The sequence below is a fragment of the Methylobacterium sp. FF17 genome, assembly GCF_025813715.1.
Taxonomy (GTDB): Bacteria; Pseudomonadota; Alphaproteobacteria; order Rhizobiales; family Beijerinckiaceae; genus Methylobacterium; species Methylobacterium flocculans.
The window spans coordinates 5,681,026-5,698,819 of record NZ_CP107532.1 but is presented as its reverse complement, the minus strand read 5'-3'; the positions used below and the strand labels follow the sequence as shown (position 1 = coordinate 5,698,819).

Genomic DNA, 17,794 nt, shown 5'->3' with positions numbered 1-17,794 from the left:
CATGCGCGGATTGACGAAGCTGGGCGGCCCCCGCGAGGCGCGGGGCCGGGGCGGCGAGGGCGGGGGGGACCGGATCGAGCGGGTGCCGCAGTCGCCGCAGAGCGGCTGGGACGTGGTCCTGATCTGGTTCATGCGCGTCACCGCCCTGTTCTGGCTGGCCAAGGCGGTGGCGACCTGGGCCAGCATCCTCGACGTGCTGCCCGGCGCCCGGCCCTTCGAATCGGAGCCGATCGGTCGCCAGAGCGTGATCGTCTACTTCGCGGTGATCGACGCGATGGCGGCGGTCGGCCTCTGGCTCACCAGCGCCTGGGGCGGCGTGGTCTGGCTGCTGGCCGCCACCAGCACGCTCACCCTCGCGATCCTGACGCCGCAACTGCTGCCGATGTCGACGCCCTACCTGGCTATACAGGGCGGGATTATTGCGATGTATTTTATCTTATCTTTCCTGGCGGCCCGGGAGATCCGGTAAACGGGGCGTTACGGGGATCGCTTCATCTTGCATTTACCCAGAGAGGTAAATCGCAAATTCATCCTATCGCTTAAACCGTCTTTCATCTGCGACTCCTAGGTTGGCTTCATGAGCGGTGGCGAAGAACACCGGCCCCGAAGCGAACAGACCGATGAGGCTCATGATGAAGTCCCAAGCCGCCAAGGTCAGCGAGACCAAAACCGCCCCCGAAACCGCATCGGCCCACGACGCGTACCTGGAAGCCCTGCACCTCGTGGAGCGCCTGCACCGCCGGCTTCTCGACGTGATCAAGGACGAGTTCGAGCGTCGCGACCGCGAGGACGTGAACAGCGTCCAGGCGCTGCTCCTCTACAACATCGGCGACAAGGAGCTGACCGCGAGCGAACTGCGCACCAAGGGCTACTATCTCGGCTCGAACGTCTCCTACAACGTCAAGAAGCTCGTCGAGGCCGGCTACCTCCACCACGCCCGCTCGAAGACGGATCGCCGCTCGGTGCGCATCAGCCTCACCGACAAGGGGCGTCAGGTCCACGACATCATCCAGAGCCTCTACGACAAGCACGCCCGTACCATCCAGCCGATCGGCGGCATCTCGGACGACGATTTCGGCCGCCTCAACGTGGCACTCAGCCGGCTGGAGCGCTTCTGGACCGACCAGATCCGCTACCGTCTCTGAGCGGAGAAGCGCTCCCATCCTCCAAGGAAGACGCAGGTCCGGAACACCGGACCTGCGCGCGCTTCTGGACCGATCAGATCCGCGACCGCCTTTGATTCGGGGCCAACGTGCGGATCAGCGCCCGGGTCACAGCAGATCCTCGACCCGGATCGGCAGCGCGCGGATGCGGCGGCCCGTCGCGTTGAAGACCGCGTTGGCGATAGCCGCGTTGACGCCGATGATCCCGAGTTCGCCCAGACCCTTGAGCCCAAGCGGGTTCACGGCCGCGTCCGGGTCGGGCACGAACAGCGCCTCGATCTCGGGGGTGTCGGCGGCGGTGGCGACGAGGTACTCGGCGAGATCCGCGTTGCGATAATGGCCCCGGTCGAGGATCGTCTCTTCGAGAAGCGCCGAGCCGAGGCCCCAGAGCATGCCGCCCGTGAGTTGGCTCCGGGCGGTGAGCGGGTTGAGGATGCGTCCCGCCGCAAAGGCGCCGAGCAGGCGGTCGACCCGGACCTCGCCGGTCTCCGCATGGACCCGCACGCGGGCGAACTGCGCCCCGAAAGCCCAGGACACGGCCTTCTCGCCGGCTCCCGTTCCGAGGGCCATGCGGCCCGCCTCCATGGCCGCCAGGGCCTCCGGCCCCGACCCCTCGGGCGTGAAGGCGACGGTCTCGGCGATCTCGCCCGTGCGCGCCAGGAGTCCGTCGAGCGGCGCGCGGCGTCCGTCCGCCGCCGCCAGGGCGCGGTCCGCGAGCCGGCACCCGGCCGGATCGGCACCCGCCAGGGGAGCGTCCGCGGCGACCGCCGCCGCGACGAGGCGCGCACGCAGCGCCTCGCATCCCTGCGCGAGGGTGTGGAGCAGGCTCGTGGTGGTGGCGGATCCGCCCGAGAGGCCGGCGGCGGGCAGATCCGTATCGCCCAGCCGCACCGTCACCGCCTCCGGTTCGATCCCGAGCCACTCGGCGGCGCCGAGCGCGAGAAGCGTCGTGATGCCGTTGCCGATCTCGTGGTGCGCGGTGGCGACCGTGGCCCGCCCCCCGGCCGAGAGCGCGACCCGCATCGTGGCGGGGGCGATCTTAACCGGGCGCACGGAGGCCGCGCAGCCGAGGCCGATGCACCAGGCCCCCTCCCGCATCCGGCCGGGCTCGGGGTCCCGCTCCGCCCAGCCGAAGGCCTCGGCGCCGGCGTCGAAGCAGGCCATGAGCGGGCGCGAGGAGAAGGGCTTGCCCGAGATCGGATCGGTTGCGGTGTCGTTGCGCCGGCGCAAGGCGATGGGGTCGAGCCGCAGCGCATGCGCCATCTCGTCGACGGCGCTCTCCAGGGCGAAGAGGTAGGGCACCTCGGGGGGAGCGCGCATCGGCCCCGGCGTGTTGCGGTCGACCCGCACGGCGCGCTCGTCGGTGCGCACGTTCGGGCAGGCATAGAGGCTGGCGGTGACGTCGGTGCCCTCCATCGCGAAGGGGTCGAACCGCGAGGCGATCACCGTGGCCTTGTGGACGAGGGCCGTGAAGCGCCCGTCGGCCGTCGCGCCGAGCCGGATGTCGTGGCGGGTCTCGGGCCGGTAATTGGCGATGGTGAAGGTGTCGCGCCGGCTCGGCACCAGGGCGACCGGACGGCCCAGGGCCCTGGCCGCCAGCGCCACCGGGGCCGTGTACTGCGCAAGGGCGAGCTTCGAGCCGAAATGGCCGCCGATCAGCCCGGCCACCACGCGGATGTCGGCCGGATCGAGGCCGAGTTGCGCGGCGAGACCGTGCCGGACGGCGCCGAGGTAGCGCGAGGGCTCGTAGACCGTGAGGCGGGGTCCGTCCCAGGCGCAGGTGGTGGTGTACAGCTCGATGGGGTTGTGGTGCTGGATCGGCGTCTCGTAGCGCGCCGCGACGACCGCATCGGCGCGCGCCAGCCCCGCATCGGCGTCCCCGCAGGCGGGATCGTGGTGCTTCGGCTTGAGATCGGCGAGCCGCACGGTCTCGGCACCCTCCGAATCGAGGCCGTCCGCGAAGGGGGCGGGCTCGTAGCCGACGACGACGCGGGCGGCCGCCGCGCTGGCCGCCTCCACGCTCTCGGCCACCACCAGGGCGACGATCTGGCCCGCATAGGCGACCGCGTCCGAACCGAGGGGACGGTGGCCGCTATTGGCGTAGCCTCCCGCCATGAGGTGATCCACCGGCCGGATCGACCCGGCGAAGTCCCGATGGGTGAAGATGCCGAGGGTGCCCGGCACGGCGCGCGCGGCCGCGAGGTCGAAGCCGGTGATCCGTCCACGCGGGATGGTGCTCGTGACGAGGGCGGCATGGGCGAGGTTCGGCAGGCGGGTGTCGGAGGCGTAGCGCGCCGCGCCGGTGACCTTGGCCGGCCCCTCGACGCGCGGATGCGCGCGCCCGAGCCAGGCCGGACGGTCCGTCGTATCGGCCGGTATCCCCATCGGATGTCCCCCCTCTGTCGTGAGGGTAACCCCGGCCGGCGCGCCGGCGATCCGGGCGCGACGGCACGTCGCTCGGGGGCGGATGTCCGGCCCGGGAGCCGGACGGACTCGTCTCAGCCCTTCCAGTTCTTCAGCGCCGCGAAGGGGCTCGCCGAGGGGTCGGGGGCAGGGGGGTTCAGCACCGGCTCCACCTGCGCGATGGCATCCGCTAGGGAAAAGGCGGTGCCGCTCGTCAGCTTGCCGCCGGCGGCGTCCTTGTGGCCGCCGCCCCGGAAGCGCCGGGCGCCGTCGAGCGCCGTCTCGTTGTTGGAGCGGAACGACATCGTGCCTGCCCGCTGCACATTGAGGACGCGGCTGGCCCGGCCGCTCGCCATGATGAGGTCCGAGACGCGCTGGAAGGTGCCGGCATCGAGGCCGAACGACATCAGCGTGCCGTCCGAGAGGGGATGGAACAGCTCCGAGCGGGCGAGCACGCGGGCGATCCGCATGCGGGTGGTGAGCGTGCGGTCGTCGGTCGCGTCGTCGGCGAGGTAGCGGTCGAGGATGGCGGTGCGCAGCGCACCCACCTGGCCCTCGATGCCCGCCGGGGTGGCGCCGTCGGCGAGCAGCCGCGCCACGCCGAGGAGCAGGTCGCTCACGAAGCGGTCGTGCCAGGGATGGCCGATGGGGACGAGGTTCGAGACGTTGTCCCAGAACACCTCGTCGAGGCTCAGGCCCGCGCGGAACTCGGGCCGGTCCTTGCGCCAGAGGTCGACCGCGTCCACCGCCGTCACCAGGGCGCCGAGGATCGGGTCCGCGTCGGCCTCGCGGGTGGCGTAGAGGGCACGGTGCTCGTAGGCCATGCGGGTGGCGCAGCGCGCCTCGTCGATGAGCACCACGATGTTCGGGTCCTCGAGGTCGAAGCGCTGCACGCCCGGCGCCTCGGGGTGGGGCTGCGGCTCGAGCTTCTGCTCGCGGAGCTGATCCACCGACGAGGCGTGGTGGTCGAGCACGATCAGGCGGTGGCGGGCGGCCTCGTCGCGGCGGCGGTTGAGGGCGGCGAAGCTCTTGATGAAGCTGACCGCCACCGCCTCCAGGCCGAGGTCGGTCATCACGATCATCTCGGGGCTCGCCGCCTTGCCGAGGCGCTTCAGTTCGGTCTCGACCACGGGGCCGACATCCGAATAGCGCGGCACGTGAACGATGCGCGACACATCGGCGAACTGGCCGACCACCGTGGAGGCGCCGTAGCCGTCGAGGTCGTGGTGGGTGATCTGGGTGACGTTCACGGTCAATCGGTCCTCGGGCGAATCGCCGCCCCGGGCGGCTCTGTCGTGGCCCTTATGCGGCAGGTGGACCGCGACGGCGAGCCCCGGAGCGGCCGGGGGCCGTTCGCGAGACCGCGCGTCCAGCGACGCCGCGCGGTGCAGAGGGGGGACGCTAAAAACCGGCGGGAGCGGGATCCCGCTCGCCCGCCTCCTGGTCCCGTCGCACAGCCTCCGCCGCGTCGGTTCGACGGTGGACCGCTGCGACGCCCGGCTTGATTCCGCGGGCCGAACCGGGATGGTGCGAACAGACCACGAACAGATCGCGCGAGGAGACCCGCCCGCGATGGACCCGGACGAGGCCGGCCAGCCCCGAAAGATCATCCACATCGACATGGACGCGTTCTACGCCTCCGTGGAGCAGCGCGACGACCCCGCGCTTCGGGGGCGTCCGGTGGCGGTGGGCGGCTCGCGCGAACGCGGCGTGGTGGCGGCGGCGAGCTACGAGGCGCGGGTCTTCGGCGTGCGCTCGGCCATGCCCTCGGTGACGGCGCGCCGGCTCTGCCCCAACCTCGTCTTCGTGAAGCCGCGCTTCGATGTCTACCGGGGCATCTCGGAGCAGATCCGGGCGGTGTTCGCCGAGCATACGGACCTGATCGAGCCCGTCGCCCTCGACGAGGCCTATCTCGACGTGACCCACAATCGACAGGGGCTGGCCACGGCCACGGAGGTCGCGCGCGCGATCCGGGCGGCGATTCGCGAGCGCACCGGTCTCGTCGCTTCGGCGGGGGTGTCCTACAACAAGTTCCTGGCGAAGGTCGCTTCCGACTTCCGCAAGCCCGACGCCCTGTTCGTGATCACCCCCGCGATGGGCCCGGCCTTCGTGGAGGATCTGCCGATCGGGCGCTTCCACGGGGTCGGGCCGGTGACGGAAGCGCGCATGAAGGCGCTCGGCATTCTCACCGGGCGCGACCTGCGGGCCCAGAGCCTGGAGAGCCTGGTCGCACGGTTCGGCGCCTCGGCACCCTACTATTACGGCGTCGCGCGGGGCCTCGACACACGGCCGGTGCGGGTCAACCGGGTGCGCAAGTCCATCGGGGCCGAGAACACCTTCTCGGACGATTCCGCCGATTACGCCGTGCTCGCAGGTCGCCTCGCGCCCCTCCTCGACAAGGTCTGGGGTGCGGCCGCCGCCCGGGAGGTCCGGGCGCGCACCGTGACGCTGAAGGTGAAGTTCTCGGATTTCGAGCAGATCACCCGGGCCCGCTCGCTGCCCGGCTTCGTGCCGGACCGGTCGGACCTGGAGCGCATCGTGCTCGCCCTCCTGCGGGAAGCCTTCCCGCTCCGGCGCAGCGTGCGCCTGCTCGGCGTCTCGCTCTCGGCCCTCGAACACGGGCCGGCACCGGAGCCGGAGCAACTCGGCCTCGCACTCTGAGGGCGCGCAAACGAAAGGGGCGCCACCCTCTCGGATAGCGCCCCTCCCGGACCAGCAGGTTCCGTGCGCGGAACCCGCGATCACCCTTAGTTGAAGGGATCGATCTCGGCGGACTCGTAGCTGGTGACTTCCATGCCGACGCAGATCTCGGAAACGATGGGGGCGGACCACTTCATGACGTCTCTCCTCATGGCGGTTGATTGATGGGCGCCGGAATCCGGGGGCTCGCGGCGCTGGAACCGAGGGAAAACCCTTAGTTGAAGGGATCGATCTCGGCGGACTCGTAGCTCGTAACTTCCATGCCGACGCAGATCTCGGACACGATGGGGGCGGACCAGGTCATGGGGAACTCCTTGGCTGTCAACACCCTTGATATGTCGTTGTGTTGGGCACAACACAAGTGGGCACTACACTTATATTTCTCATATGATCGTGGGTGTCGGGCCGGAGAGGCCGCGAGGCCGGCGAAATGCCGCCTGCAATCAGAGATATGGTGCCGGCCGCCCTGAAACCAGGGCGATCCTCCGGCTCACCCGGGCTCCGAAGAGCGACGCCGTACCGCCGTCGTCACGCGCGGCCGCGTTTCACGCTTGACGACCGCGGAGGCGCGGCGCACTCACGCGCCGCCGGGCGGCGCGCGGCCTGATTCAAGGCCTCGCCCGCGCCCCGGCCTCCACCGACGAACCCCATGCCCAGCGACCATCCCGAACGATCGCCCGTGCCGTGCGCGGCCGTGTCCGGTTCCGTCCCCCGACGCTGAGGCTCGCCCGAGGCCCGCGCGGCGGCCGGTCCGGACCGGCTCGCCCACGGCCGGATCAGGCCGAAAGCCGAGGTTGAGCCCATGAACGAGATCGCCCCCTTCCCGACCGGCATCGACCCGGCCGTGCTCGCCGCCCGTCTCTCGGACGAGCGGGCGCCCGACATCGTCGAGGCCCTGAACGAGGAGGCGCCCGAGGTCGCCGCCGCCATCCTGCTCGGCCTCTCCCTGGAGCGGGCGATCGAGGTGCTGGACCAGCCCGAACTCGACTGCGCCGCCGACATCATCGAGATGCTGCCGCGCGACCGGGTCGCCGGCTTCCTCTCGGGAATGTCGGCCGACCGCATCACCGACATCTTTCGCGAGATCGAGGAGCCCGGGCGCTCGGACCTGCGCGCGCGCCTCGACGCCGAGACGCGCGGCGCCGTCGACCGCCTGAGCAGCTACGGCGAGGAGACCGTCGGCTCGCTGATGACCACGGAATTCGTGGCGGTGCCGGGCAACTGGACCGTCCGGCAGACCCTCGACCACGTCCGGCAGGTGGAGAAGACCCGCGAGACCATCTACGCGATCTTCGTCCTCGATCCGCGCACCCGCGCGCTGACCAAGGCGGTGCCCTTACGCCGGCTCATCGCGGGCGAGCCGGAGGACAACGTGCTCTCGGTGGCCCCGAACCGCCGTCCGCTGGCGGTCTCGCCCACCGCGAGCCGCGAGGAGGCGGCCCGGCTGATCTCGAAATACGACCTTCTGGCGCTGCCCGTCATCGACGCGGTCGGCCACGTCATCGGCATCGTCACGGTGGACGACATGATCGACGCCATGGTGGAGAAGCAGACGCAGGACGTTCAGCGATTCGGCGGGATGGAGGCCTTGCCCGAACCCTACATGGACATCGGATTCGGCACGATGATCCGGAAGCGGGCCGGCTGGCTCTGCGCCCTGTTCCTCGGCGAGATGATGACCGCGACCGCCATGCAGGGCTTCGAGGGCGAACTCGAAAAGGCCATCGTGCTGACCCTGTTCATCCCGCTCATCATGAGTTCGGGCGGCAATTCCGGCAGCCAGGCCACCTCCCTGCTCATCCGCGCCCTGGCCCTGCACGAGGTGCGCCTGCGCGACTGGTGGCGGGTGGCGATCCGCGAACTGCCCACCGGCCTCGTGCTCGGCACGATCCTCGGCGCGATCGGCATCCTGCGCATCGTCGTCTGGCAGAAGGCCGGGCTCTACGATTACGGCGAGCACTGGATGCTGGTGGCCGCCACCGTGGGGGCGGCGCTGGTGGGCATCGTCACCTTCGGGTCGCTGACCGGGTCGATGCTGCCGTTCCTGCTGCAACGCCTCGGCTTCGACCCGGCCACCGCCTCGGCCCCCTTCGTCGCCACGCTGGTCGACGTCACGGGGCTCGTCATCTACTTCTCGGTGGCGATGCTGATCCTGCGCGGGACTCTTCTGTAGACCCCGCGCATCCCGCGCGGGACGCGCCTGTAGACCCTTCGCGCCTCAGGCCCGCGAGCGCAGGCCCGCATCGCCGAGGACCGAACTGGCGAGGCGATCCGGCCCAATCTCGTCGGCGGAATAGCCGACGAGCGCGGCGAGGCTCTCGCGGGCGCGCCAGACCCGGCTCTTCACCGTGCCGATCTTGCAGCCCATCACGGTGGCGGCCTCGTCGTAGGTCATGTTGTCGATGGCCACCAGCGTCAGCGCCTGGCGCAGCGTCGTCGAGAGCCGGCCGATCGCCGCGTTCACGTCCTCCAGGTCGAGGACGGCGCCCTGCGCCGGCAGGGTCACCAGCTGCGCCGCGTAGCTGCCGTCGGTGTCCTCGACCTCGTGCACGCGCTTACGCTGGCCCGAGTAGAACGTGTTGCGCATGATGATGGTCAGCCAGCCGCAGACATTGGTCCCCGGCGTGAAGCTCTCGCGGTACATCCAGGCCCGCAGCATCGTGTCCTGCACGAGGTCGTCGGCCCGGGCGGAATCGCGCGTGAGCGAGAGGGCGTATTTGCGCAGGCCCGCCGCATGGTCCTGCAAGCCCTGGCGGACCTCCGCCGTCAGGGTCTCGCCGCGAGCGGCGAGGACCGCTTCGAGCCGGGCGAGCAGCACGGCGAAGCCGTCGGGCTGCTCGGTCTCCAGGGCGGCGTAGGCGTCGCGCAGGTGCTGCCCGAGGGATCGCCGGATCCCGGGGGCGAGCAGGGGAGCCTGCGCGACCACAGCGGCGGATTGGGCGGGAGATTGGGCAGCGGATCCTGTCAGCGATGTCATCCAGTGTCTTCTCGGGCAAGCGGAGGCGACCAGGGCGCGCGTCCTTCGATGCCTAGAGTTGTGCAAAACCCTAGAACGCCTGCATCAACACAGGTTAATAGGAAGACTTTGTCATCTCTGGTGCGCGATACCGTACGGAGCGAGACTATTCCGTCGTCGCGCTCAAGCTTTCGTTCGGAATTTTATCAACCCGCGACATCATGAATTGATCAAATTACGGAACCGGACGAGAAAAGGCCCGCCACGGCGGGGCGCCGGACGGGCCAAGTCCAGGGAGGAACGCATGATGCGCAACGGGTGAACCGGCCCGGCGGCATCGGGTTCAGCCTCGTCCGCGAACCGGGCACCGAAACCGCGCCGGGCCGATCCATGCAGCGGGCGATCCGTCAAGGGCCGGGCCTCAAGGTGCGCGGCCGTTGTCATCCCCGTAATCCACAGGGAGCAGGATGCACGTTCGCAGAACGGTGGGGGTCGGGTCAGATCTCGCCGATGAGGCGCGCGTACTCGGCTTCCGGAACGCCGTAGCTCTCCCCGGCGATGGCCCGCAGGCCGGCTCGGTCGAGGATGGCGATCCGCCCGCGCCGCGCCTTGATCAGACGATTGCCTTCGAGCAGTTGCAGGGCCAGCGTGACCGTCGTGCGCTGGACGCCCAGCATGAACGACAGGAAATCGTGGGTCACGGTGAGTTCGTCGCCGTTCACCCGGTCGTGGCACATCAGGAGCCAGCGGCCGAGGCGGACCTCGATGTTGTAGCTCGCGTTGGCGAAGGCGGTCTGCGCGGTCTGGATCAGCAGGGTCTGGACGAAGCACAGCAGCAGGCGGCGCAGGGTCGGGCTCGCCTCCGTGGCCGCCAGGAGTTCGGCGGCGGAGATCGCGATCATCTCGCCCGCATTCTGCACGAAATGGTCGTAGGGCGTCCGGTCGCTGCCCAGGAGCAGGGGTGTCGCCCCGACCAGGCCCTCGGGGCCGATGATCCCGACCTCGATCCGACTGGGCCCGGCCGTGGTGATCGAAGCGTATCCGGCTTCGGGAAAGTACAATTCCGTGATCGGCATGTGCGGCAGGATCAGGCCCTGGCGCATGCCCGTCACGAAGGGTCTCAGATGGGGCTGGAGCAGGGCGAAATCGTCGGCCGAGAGACGTCTCAGCAGGCGGTTGCGAACGGCGGATTGCTCTAGCGCCAACAAGACCCGGCCCCTGCGGGCGGGAGCACAAATAGTCTCTAATCAGCCCGGATAAAGGAATATATGCAATTGACCGCGTTACTATCGGTACGATATGGGACAAAAGCAACCCCGAGGGAGGATATGTCGGGTATCCGACATTCCTGCAATGTCGGGCACAACACCAAGAGTTGACGGACGGTGTTCAACGCGATCCGTTCGGATTTATAGATGCACTGGTGGACGGAGTTTCTGGACAATTACGGCAGGCTGTTCGGCAGACGTTCAAGGTTTCATCGGCCCGCGGGGCCGAGACCGTCTCCGCCAGTCCGTCTCATGCATCGAGAGACTTCCCGGCTCCGCGCGTTGTGGTCGGCACCCTGGGGAGAGGCCGAGTTACCATGAGTGGCAGGGCGGAACAGGGCGTCGACGACGGCCATCCCCGGGCACCCTGCCGGCCGTGTGAATCCCGATGCCGATGAACCGTCGCCCGGGTCACGCGCCCCATCCCCTCATGCGCCGCGAGATGCAGGTCGCGTCCGACCCCCTGACGCGCAAGCTCGAAGGCTTCGGAACCCTCGGGGCGGAGGACCGGGCCTGGTTGGCCCAGCTCTGCGACGGTGCCTTCGTCGTGCCGGCCCGGACCGACCTGATCCGGGAAGGAGACGTCCCGAACGGCCTGTTCGTCATCCTCGACGGCATGGCCTGCCGCTTCAAGCTCCGGCCCTCGGGTGCTCGCCAGATTACCGCCTACATGATCCCGGGCGACTTCTGCGACCTCGACCTCGCCCTGCGGCCGCGGATGGATCAAGGGCTCTCGACCCTCTCGACCTGCCGCGTGGTGCGCCTCGACGTCGAGACCATCGATCGGCTGACCGCGAATCCGGGAAACATCGTCCGGGCCATGCGCCGAGCCACCCTGGTGGACGACGCCACCCTGCGCGAGTGGCTGGTGAATGTCGGCTCCCGCTCGGCCATCGAACGCATCGCCCACCTGTTCTGCGAGTTGCTGATGCGGTTTCGCGCCGTCGGACTGGCGCACGGCGACAGCTACGACCTTCCCGTCTCGCAGCTGGATCTGGCCGATACCACCGGCCTGTCCACCGTCCACGTCAACCGCACGCTGCAGGAACTCAAGCGCCAGGGCCTGATCGAACTGCGCTCGCGCAGCCTGATGATCCGCGACCTGCCGGGCCTCCAGTCGCTGGGCGAATTCGACCCCGGCTACCTCTCCCTCGGGACGCAGATCGCCGCCTGACCCGCGGGCCGGCGCATCGTGATGCCGTGGCCCTCCGCAAGGGGGAACGCGCGGTTCGCTGACCCGAGATTCATCCTGTGCGGTGATTCCCGCGCTCATCCCGGACGCACGTCGGCCGGGCGCCGGTCCGGATCTGTACAGGACGCGCGGATTCCGGTTCCCTGGCGCGCGAACGGAGGCCGGGCCCTGTGCCGGCGCCTTCGGGCCGGGCGAGGCCGCGCGGCGCGGGGATGGAGAGGCTCGGGGATGACCGGCGGTTACGACTTATCTGGCAAGCGCGTCCTCGTGGCGGGCCATCGCGGCATGGTGGGTTCGGCCCTGGTCCGCCGGCTCGCCGCCGAGGATTGTACGGTGCTCACGCCCTCGCGCGCCACGGTGGACCTGCGCCGCCAGGCGGAGGTCGAGGGCTGGATGGCGGCGGAGCGTCCGCAGGCGGTGTTCGTCGCCGCCGCCAAGGTCGGGGGCATCGCCGCCAACGACAGCTACCCGGCCGACTTCCTCTACGACAACCTCATGATCGAGGCGAACCTGATCCAGAGCGCCCACGCGGTCGGCGTGGAGAAGCTGCTGTTCCTCGGGTCGTCCTGCATCTATCCGCGCCTCGCTCCCCAGCCCCTGGCGGAAAGCGCCCTGCTGACCGGCCCCCTCGAACCGACCAACGAGTGGTATGCCATCGCCAAGATCGCGGGCGTGAAGCTGTGCCAGGCCTATCGACGCCAGCACGGGGCGGACTTCATCTCCGCCATGCCGACCAATCTCTACGGGCCGGGCGACAATTACGACCGCCAGGGCAGCCACGTCCTGCCGGCCCTGCTGCGCAAGGTTCACGAGGCCCGGCGCGACGGGACCGGCAGCATCACCCTGTGGGGCAGCGGAACGCCCCTGCGGGAATTCCTGCACGTGGACGATCTGGCCGATGCCTGCGTCTTCCTGATGAAGACCTATTCGGACGGCGGCCCGGTCAATGTCGGCTCGGGCCAGGAGGTCAGCATCCGCGCGCTCGCCGAGACCATCGCCGAGGTCCTGGGCTGGTCGGGGGATCTCACCTTCGACGCCACGAAGCCCGACGGAACGCCGCGCAAGCTCCTCGACACGAGCCGCCTGAACGATCTCGGCTGGCAGGCCCGGATCGGCCTGCGCGACGGGATCGCGGGCGCTTATGCCTGGTTCACCGAGAACCATCCCGAGGCCTGAACCGGCCCAAACGAAAAACCCCCCGCCTCCGGTTGGGAAGCGAGGGGGTTTTCAAAGCCTTGAAGCGACTTCGACAGTTAAGGCGGATCGTCAGTCGATGGAGCGGGCGACCGGGCAGGTCTCGCGGATGTCGGCCGGAAGCGAGGCGAAGTCGACGTAGCCGGCGGCGCGCGCCATCGCGTCCAGGGCCGACGTCTCGTCCGATGCACTGCCGGTCCAGAGGACGGCACCGTTGGTCTTCTGGCGAATCTCGAAGATGCTCATGGTTCGTGAACCTCGGCTCGGGTCTCGTCTGCTGGATTGTCAACGTACAGGGTTTGCGGGGGTTCCCGCCTGGTGGAGCAAGACCGGACCCGTCCTCTCGACACGCCGAACGTCTCGACCCGGCGGACTTCTGAGGGCGGAAGACTTGCCGGTAGGAGACTGGTCGATGGAAGACTTGCCGGTACCTGAGCGGCCGGATCGCATGATTGGATCAGACGCCTTGAAAACGCCGGCCTCGCCCCGCAGGCATCCGGCTCCCGTTCCGGAGACGCGAAGCCCGATGTCCCGCCCCCCTTCGCTCCGTGCCGGCCTCGCGCTCCTCGGCGCGATCCTGGCCGCGCTCCCCCCGGCGGCCCGGGCGGCCGAGAGCCCGGTCATCCCGGACCCGATGGCGATCGCCCCCGCCGTCACGGTCGCGGCGGCGGCGCGGCGCGAGATGGTGGAGCAGGCGGTCGTCACCGGAACCCTGGTGCCCCGCGACGAGATCCTCGTCGCCCCCGAAATCGAGGGCACCCGGATCACCGAGCTCCTGGTGGAGGAGGGCGCCGAGGTGGCGCGCGGCCAGCCCCTGGCCCGCCTCTCCCTGGAGATGATCGTCACGCAGGAGGCGGCCAACGCCGCCGGCATCGCCAAGGCGCAGGCCGCCATCCTCCAGGCCCGCAGCCAGATCGTGCAGGCGGAAGCCGCCCAGGTGGAAGCGAACCTCTCGCTGGAGCGGGCCCGCAGCCTCCTGCGCACGGGCAACGCCACGGCGGCGACCCTGGAGCAGCGCGTCTCCACCGCGCAGGGCAGCGAGGGGCGCCTCGCCGCCGCGCGGGGCGGGCTGCAACTCGCCGAGGCGGACCTCGCCACCGCGCGGGCGCAAGGGGCCGAGATCGCCCTGCGGCGGGCTCGCACCGAGATCCGCGCCCCGGAGGCCGGGATCGTGACCCGCCGCACCGCCCGGGTCGGCGCCACCGCCAGCGCCACGGGCGAGCCGATGTTCCGCATGATCGCGCGCGGCGAGATCGAACTGGAGGGCGAGGTGCCGGAAGTCTGGATGCCGCGCCTCCATGTGGGCGATCCCGTACGCCTCGAGGGCGAGGCGGGCCGCATCCTCAAGGGGCGGGTGCGCCGGATCGATCCCGAGATCGACCGCACCACCCGGCTCGGACGGGTCCGGATCAGCCTCGATCCCGATCCGACCCTGAGGATCGGCGCCTTCGCGCGCGGCAAGGTCGAGGTCGCGCGGCGGACCAGCGTGGCGGTCCCGCTCTCGGCCGTGCTCTACGCGGCGGATGGGGGTGCGAGCGTGTTCGTCGTGGCCGACGCGCGCGTCGAGGCGCGCAGCGTGGTTCCGGGCCTCTCCACCGACGGGCTCATGGAAATCCGCTCGGGTCTGGCGGCGGGGGAGACCGTGGTCGCCCGCGCCAGCAGCTTCCTGCGCGACGGGGACCGCGTCCGCGCGGTCGTCCCGCCGGGCAGGGCCGCCGATGCCGCGCGCTGATCGGACCGAGCCATGCGCCTGAACATCTCCGCCTGGGCGATCCGCAAGCCGATCCCCTCCCTCGTGCTCTTCCTGGTGCTGATGGTCCTCGGACTCGTCAGCTTCCGGGCCCTGCCGATCACGCGCTTTCCCAACATCGACATCCCCATCGTCTCCGTGCAGGTGCTGCAATCGGGGGCGGCGCCCTCCGAGCTGCAGACCCAGGTCACCAAGGTGGTCGAGGACGCGGTGGCGGGGGTGAAGGGCGTCAAGCACGTCATCTCGACGATCTCGGAAGGCGTCTCCAGCACCACCATCGAGTTCCGCCTGGAGGTGAACAGCGACCGGGCGGTCAACGACGTCAAGGACGCCATCTCGAAGGTCCGGGTGAACCTGCCGCGCACCATCGAGGAGCCGATCATCAACCGCGTCGAGATCGCGGGGCTGCCCATCATGATCTACGGCGCCTCGGCGCCCGCGATGACGCCGGAGGACCTGTCCTGGCTCATCGACGACGTCATCGCGCGGCAGGTCCAGAGCGTGAAGGGCGTGGGCGGGGTCGAGCGCCTCGGCGGCGTCGCCCGGGAGGTGCGCGTCACGCTGAAGCCCGATCGCCTGCTGGCGCTCGGCATCACGGCGGCCGACGTGAACCGCCAGTTGCGCCTGACCGCCGCCGACATGGCGGGTGGGCGCGGCGAACTCGGCGGCCAGGAGCAGTCGATCCGCACGCTCGCCGGTGCGGCGAGCCTGGAGTCCCTGGCCGAGACCTCGATCATCGTGCCGGGCGGCCGCAAGGTCCGCCTCGACGAACTCGCCACCCTGGTCGACGGCGCGGAGGAGCCGCGCACCTTCGCGCGCTTCAACGGCGAGCCCGTGGTCGCCTTCGCGATCTCGCGCTCGACCGGCGCCAGCGACGCCGAAGTGGCGGTGGGGGTCGCCAAGCGCATCGCCGAGCTCGCCGAGCGGCATCCGGGTGTGCGCTTCGACGTGATCGATACCTCCGTCACCAACACGGTGGGCAACTACCATTCGGCGATGCTGAGCCTGGTCGAAGGCGCGGCGCTCGCCGTGATCGTGGTGTTCCTGTTCCTGCGCGACTGGCGCGCGACGCTGATCGCCTCGATCGCCCTGCCGCTCTCGGTGCTGCCGACCTTCTGGGTCATGAGCAGCCTCGGCTTCTCGCTCAACGCCGTCAGCCTGCTGGCCATCACGCTCGTGACCGGCATCCTCGTGGACGATGCCATCGTCGAGATCGAGAACATCGTCCGGCACATGCGCATGGGGAAATCCCCCTACCGCGCCGCCCTGGAGGCGGCCGACGAGATCGGGCTCGCGGTCATCGCCATCACGGCGACGATCATCGCGATCTTCGCCCCCGTCTCCTTCATGAGCGGCATCGCCGGGCAGTACTTCAAGCAGTTCGGCCTCACCATCGCGGCGGCCGTGTTCATGTCGCTGCTGGTGGCGCGTCTGATCACGCCGCTGCTCGCGGCCTACTTCCTGCGCGACCACGGCCCCGACCACACCCGCGAGGGCGCGGTGATGCGGGCCTATACCCGCGTGGTGGCGTGGTCGGTGCGCCACAAGTTCATTACGCTGGTGCTGGGGCTCGCGTGCTTTGCCGGATCCATCCTCTCCACCGGACTGCTCCCGGCGGGCTTTCTGCCGGCGGAGGACGCGGCCCGCACGATCTTCGTGGTCGAACTGCCCCCCGGCGCCCGGCTCGCGGACACCACGCAGGTCACCGACAGCCTCGTGGAGCGCATCCGGAGCCTGCCGGAGGTGCGCAGCGTCTTCGTGGATGGCGGGCGCCAGTTGCCCGGAAAGAAGGAGGTGCGGCTCGCCACCTTCACCATCAACCTGACGCCGAAGAACACCCGCCACCGCAGCCAGAAGCAGATCGACGTCGCCGTGCGGGGGATCCTGCACGCGGAGCCCGACATCCGGTTCTGGGCCCTGCGCGAGGGGGGCCAGCGCGACGTCACCCTGATCGTCTCAGGGCCCGACAAGGCGGTGGTGGCCGACACGGCGGCCCGGCTCCAGCGCGAGGCGGCGGGCATCCCCCACCTCGCCAACGTGCTCTCCACCGCCCCCCTCGACCGCACCGAGATCCGCATCCGCCCGAAGGCCGGGGTCGCGGCCGATCTCGGCGTCTCCACCGACCTCATCGCCGAGACCGTGCGGGTGGGCACCATCGGCGACATCGGCGCGAATCTGGCCAAGTTCAACACCATCGACCGTCAGGTGCCGATCCGGGTGCAACTGCCCGAGCGCCTGCGCGGCGACCTCTCGCAGATCGAGACCCTCAAGGTTCCGGTCAAGGGCGGGGGCGCCGTGCCGCTCTCCACCGTGGCGGACCTCAGCCTCGGGCGCGGGCCCACCGCCATCGACCGCTACGACCGCGCGATCCGGGTGGCGCTGGAGGCCGACATGGAGGGCTCGGATGCGCTGGGCTCGCTCATCGCGGCGATCCTCGACCTTCCCACCGCCAAGGATCTTCCGTCCGGCGTGACCATCCGCCAGACCGGCGACGCGGAGGTGATGGGCGAGGTCTTCGAGGGCTTCGCGCTGGCCATGGGCGCCGGCCTGATGATGGTGTTCGGCGTCCTCGTTCTGCTCTTCGGCAACTTCCTGCAGCCGCTGACCATCCTGTTCTCGCTGCCGCTCTCCATCGGCGGCGCGATCCTCGGCCTCCTGATCTTCCAGATGCCGATCTCGATGCCCGTCGTGATCGGAATCCTGATGCTGATGGGCGTGGTGACGAAGAACGCCATCATGCTGGTGGACTTCGCCGTCGAGGAGATGGCCCGCGGCGTCGACCGGGCCACCGCCATCGTGGATGCGGGCCGCAAGCGCGCCCGGCCCATCGTGATGACCACCATCGCGATGGCCGCCGGCATGGTGCCCTCCGCCATGGCCCTCGGGATCGGCGGCGAGTTCCGCGCCCCCATGGCGGTGGCGGTGATCGGGGGCCTCATCGTCTCGACCGGACTGTCGCTGATCTTCGTCCCGGCGATCTTCATCCTGGTGGACGACCTCTCGCGCCTGTTCACGCGTGTCTTCGGCCGCTTCATCGGTGCGGTGGACGAGCCGACCGAGGGTGCGTTCGCCCTGCCGCAGGCGCCCACGGCCAACGACCCGAAGCCGTTCCCGCCCCGCATCGCGGCGGAATAGGCCGGGGGTCGAACCGAAACGAAAAGGCCCGGA

General features: G+C 69.9%; 15 protein-coding genes. 8 read left to right on the top strand and 7 right to left on the bottom strand.

Annotated features, from left to right (window positions below; genetic code table 11):
* Nucleotide 1: 1 nt before the first annotated feature.
* Entirely contained in the window at nucleotides 2–469 is a 468-nt protein-coding gene (locus OF380_RS27105; protein WP_264048707.1) for a DUF6163 family protein, read from the top strand.
* Between the two features lie 163 nt (nucleotides 470–632).
* Nucleotides 633–1,145 carry a transcriptional regulator LdtR gene (gene ldtR, locus OF380_RS27100; protein ID WP_264051509.1) on the top strand — a complete coding sequence of 171 codons (513 nt, stop codon included), beginning with the start codon at nucleotides 633–635 and terminating at the stop codon, nucleotides 1,143–1,145.
* 126 nt (nucleotides 1,146–1,271) lie between these two features.
* On the opposite strand, the gene OF380_RS27095 is transcribed toward ldtR, so the two are convergent.
* Both OF380_RS27095 and OF380_RS27090 read right to left on the bottom strand, forming a co-directional pair.
* Nucleotides 1,272–3,548 carry a xanthine dehydrogenase family protein molybdopterin-binding subunit gene (locus OF380_RS27095; protein ID WP_264048706.1) on the bottom strand — a complete coding sequence of 759 codons (2,277 nt, stop codon included), beginning with the start codon at nucleotides 3,546–3,548 and terminating at the stop codon, nucleotides 1,272–1,274.
* 113 nt (nucleotides 3,549–3,661) lie between these two features.
* The gene (locus tag OF380_RS27090; protein WP_264048705.1) at nucleotides 3,662–4,816 is read right to left on the bottom strand and encodes a dimethylmenaquinone methyltransferase; all 1,155 of its coding nucleotides are present in this window, start codon (nucleotides 4,814–4,816) and stop codon (nucleotides 3,662–3,664) included.
* Between the two features lie 322 nt (nucleotides 4,817–5,138).
* Between OF380_RS27090 and dinB the strand changes: the two genes are divergently transcribed.
* Entirely contained in the window at nucleotides 5,139–6,227 is a 1,089-nt protein-coding gene (gene dinB / locus OF380_RS27085) for a DNA polymerase IV (protein WP_264048703.1), read from the top strand.
* A gap of 86 nt (nucleotides 6,228–6,313) precedes the next feature.
* Here the strand turns inward: dinB and pqqA (OF380_RS27080) are convergent, their stop codons facing one another.
* Entirely contained in the window at nucleotides 6,314–6,403 is a 90-nt protein-coding gene (gene pqqA / locus OF380_RS27080; RefSeq protein WP_056182869.1) for a pyrroloquinoline quinone precursor peptide PqqA, read from the bottom strand.
* 77 nt (nucleotides 6,404–6,480) lie between these two features.
* A complete protein-coding gene (gene pqqA, locus OF380_RS27075; RefSeq protein ID WP_264048701.1) occupies nucleotides 6,481–6,570 on the bottom strand; it encodes a pyrroloquinoline quinone precursor peptide PqqA in 90 nt (29 codons plus the stop codon).
* 498 nt (nucleotides 6,571–7,068) lie between these two features.
* Between pqqA (OF380_RS27075) and mgtE the strand changes: the two genes are divergently transcribed.
* Entirely contained in the window at nucleotides 7,069–8,439 is a 1,371-nt protein-coding gene (gene mgtE / locus OF380_RS27070) for a magnesium transporter (RefSeq protein ID WP_264048700.1), read from the top strand.
* A gap of 45 nt (nucleotides 8,440–8,484) precedes the next feature.
* Here mgtE and OF380_RS27065 read toward each other — a convergent pair whose 3' ends face one another.
* Both OF380_RS27065 and OF380_RS27060 read right to left on the bottom strand, forming a co-directional pair.
* Nucleotides 8,485–9,243, bottom strand: coding sequence for a sigma-70 family RNA polymerase sigma factor (locus tag OF380_RS27065; protein ID WP_264048699.1), 759 nt, complete (start codon nucleotides 9,241–9,243; stop codon nucleotides 8,485–8,487).
* A gap of 476 nt (nucleotides 9,244–9,719) precedes the next feature.
* Nucleotides 9,720–10,430, bottom strand: a complete 711-nt coding sequence (locus OF380_RS27060) for a Crp/Fnr family transcriptional regulator (RefSeq protein ID WP_264048698.1) — start codon at nucleotides 10,428–10,430, stop codon at nucleotides 9,720–9,722.
* A gap of 454 nt (nucleotides 10,431–10,884) precedes the next feature.
* Between OF380_RS27060 and OF380_RS27055 the strand changes: the two genes are divergently transcribed.
* Both OF380_RS27055 and fcl read left to right on the top strand, forming a co-directional pair.
* The gene (locus OF380_RS27055; protein ID WP_264048697.1) at nucleotides 10,885–11,664 is read left to right on the top strand and encodes a Crp/Fnr family transcriptional regulator; all 780 of its coding nucleotides are present in this window, start codon (nucleotides 10,885–10,887) and stop codon (nucleotides 11,662–11,664) included.
* A 246-nt stretch (nucleotides 11,665–11,910) separates the two neighbouring features.
* Entirely contained in the window at nucleotides 11,911–12,858 is a 948-nt protein-coding gene (gene fcl, locus OF380_RS27050) for a GDP-L-fucose synthase (RefSeq protein WP_264048696.1), read from the top strand.
* A 90-nt stretch (nucleotides 12,859–12,948) separates the two neighbouring features.
* Here fcl and OF380_RS27045 read toward each other — a convergent pair whose 3' ends face one another.
* The gene (locus OF380_RS27045) at nucleotides 12,949–13,122 is read right to left on the bottom strand and encodes a hypothetical protein (RefSeq protein ID WP_264048695.1); all 174 of its coding nucleotides are present in this window, start codon (nucleotides 13,120–13,122) and stop codon (nucleotides 12,949–12,951) included.
* Here OF380_RS27045 and OF380_RS27040 point away from each other — a divergent pair.
* Nucleotides 13,115–14,608: an efflux RND transporter periplasmic adaptor subunit gene (locus OF380_RS27040; protein ID WP_404810517.1), complete on the top strand. Its 1,494-nt coding sequence runs from the start codon at nucleotides 13,115–13,117 to the stop codon at nucleotides 14,606–14,608. The genes OF380_RS27045 and OF380_RS27040 overlap by 8 nt on opposite strands.
* Nucleotides 14,609–14,620: 12 nt before the next feature.
* The gene (locus tag OF380_RS27035) at nucleotides 14,621–17,761 is read left to right on the top strand and encodes an efflux RND transporter permease subunit (RefSeq protein WP_264048693.1); all 3,141 of its coding nucleotides are present in this window, start codon (nucleotides 14,621–14,623) and stop codon (nucleotides 17,759–17,761) included.
* The last annotated feature ends 33 nt before the right edge of the window (nucleotides 17,762–17,794 follow it).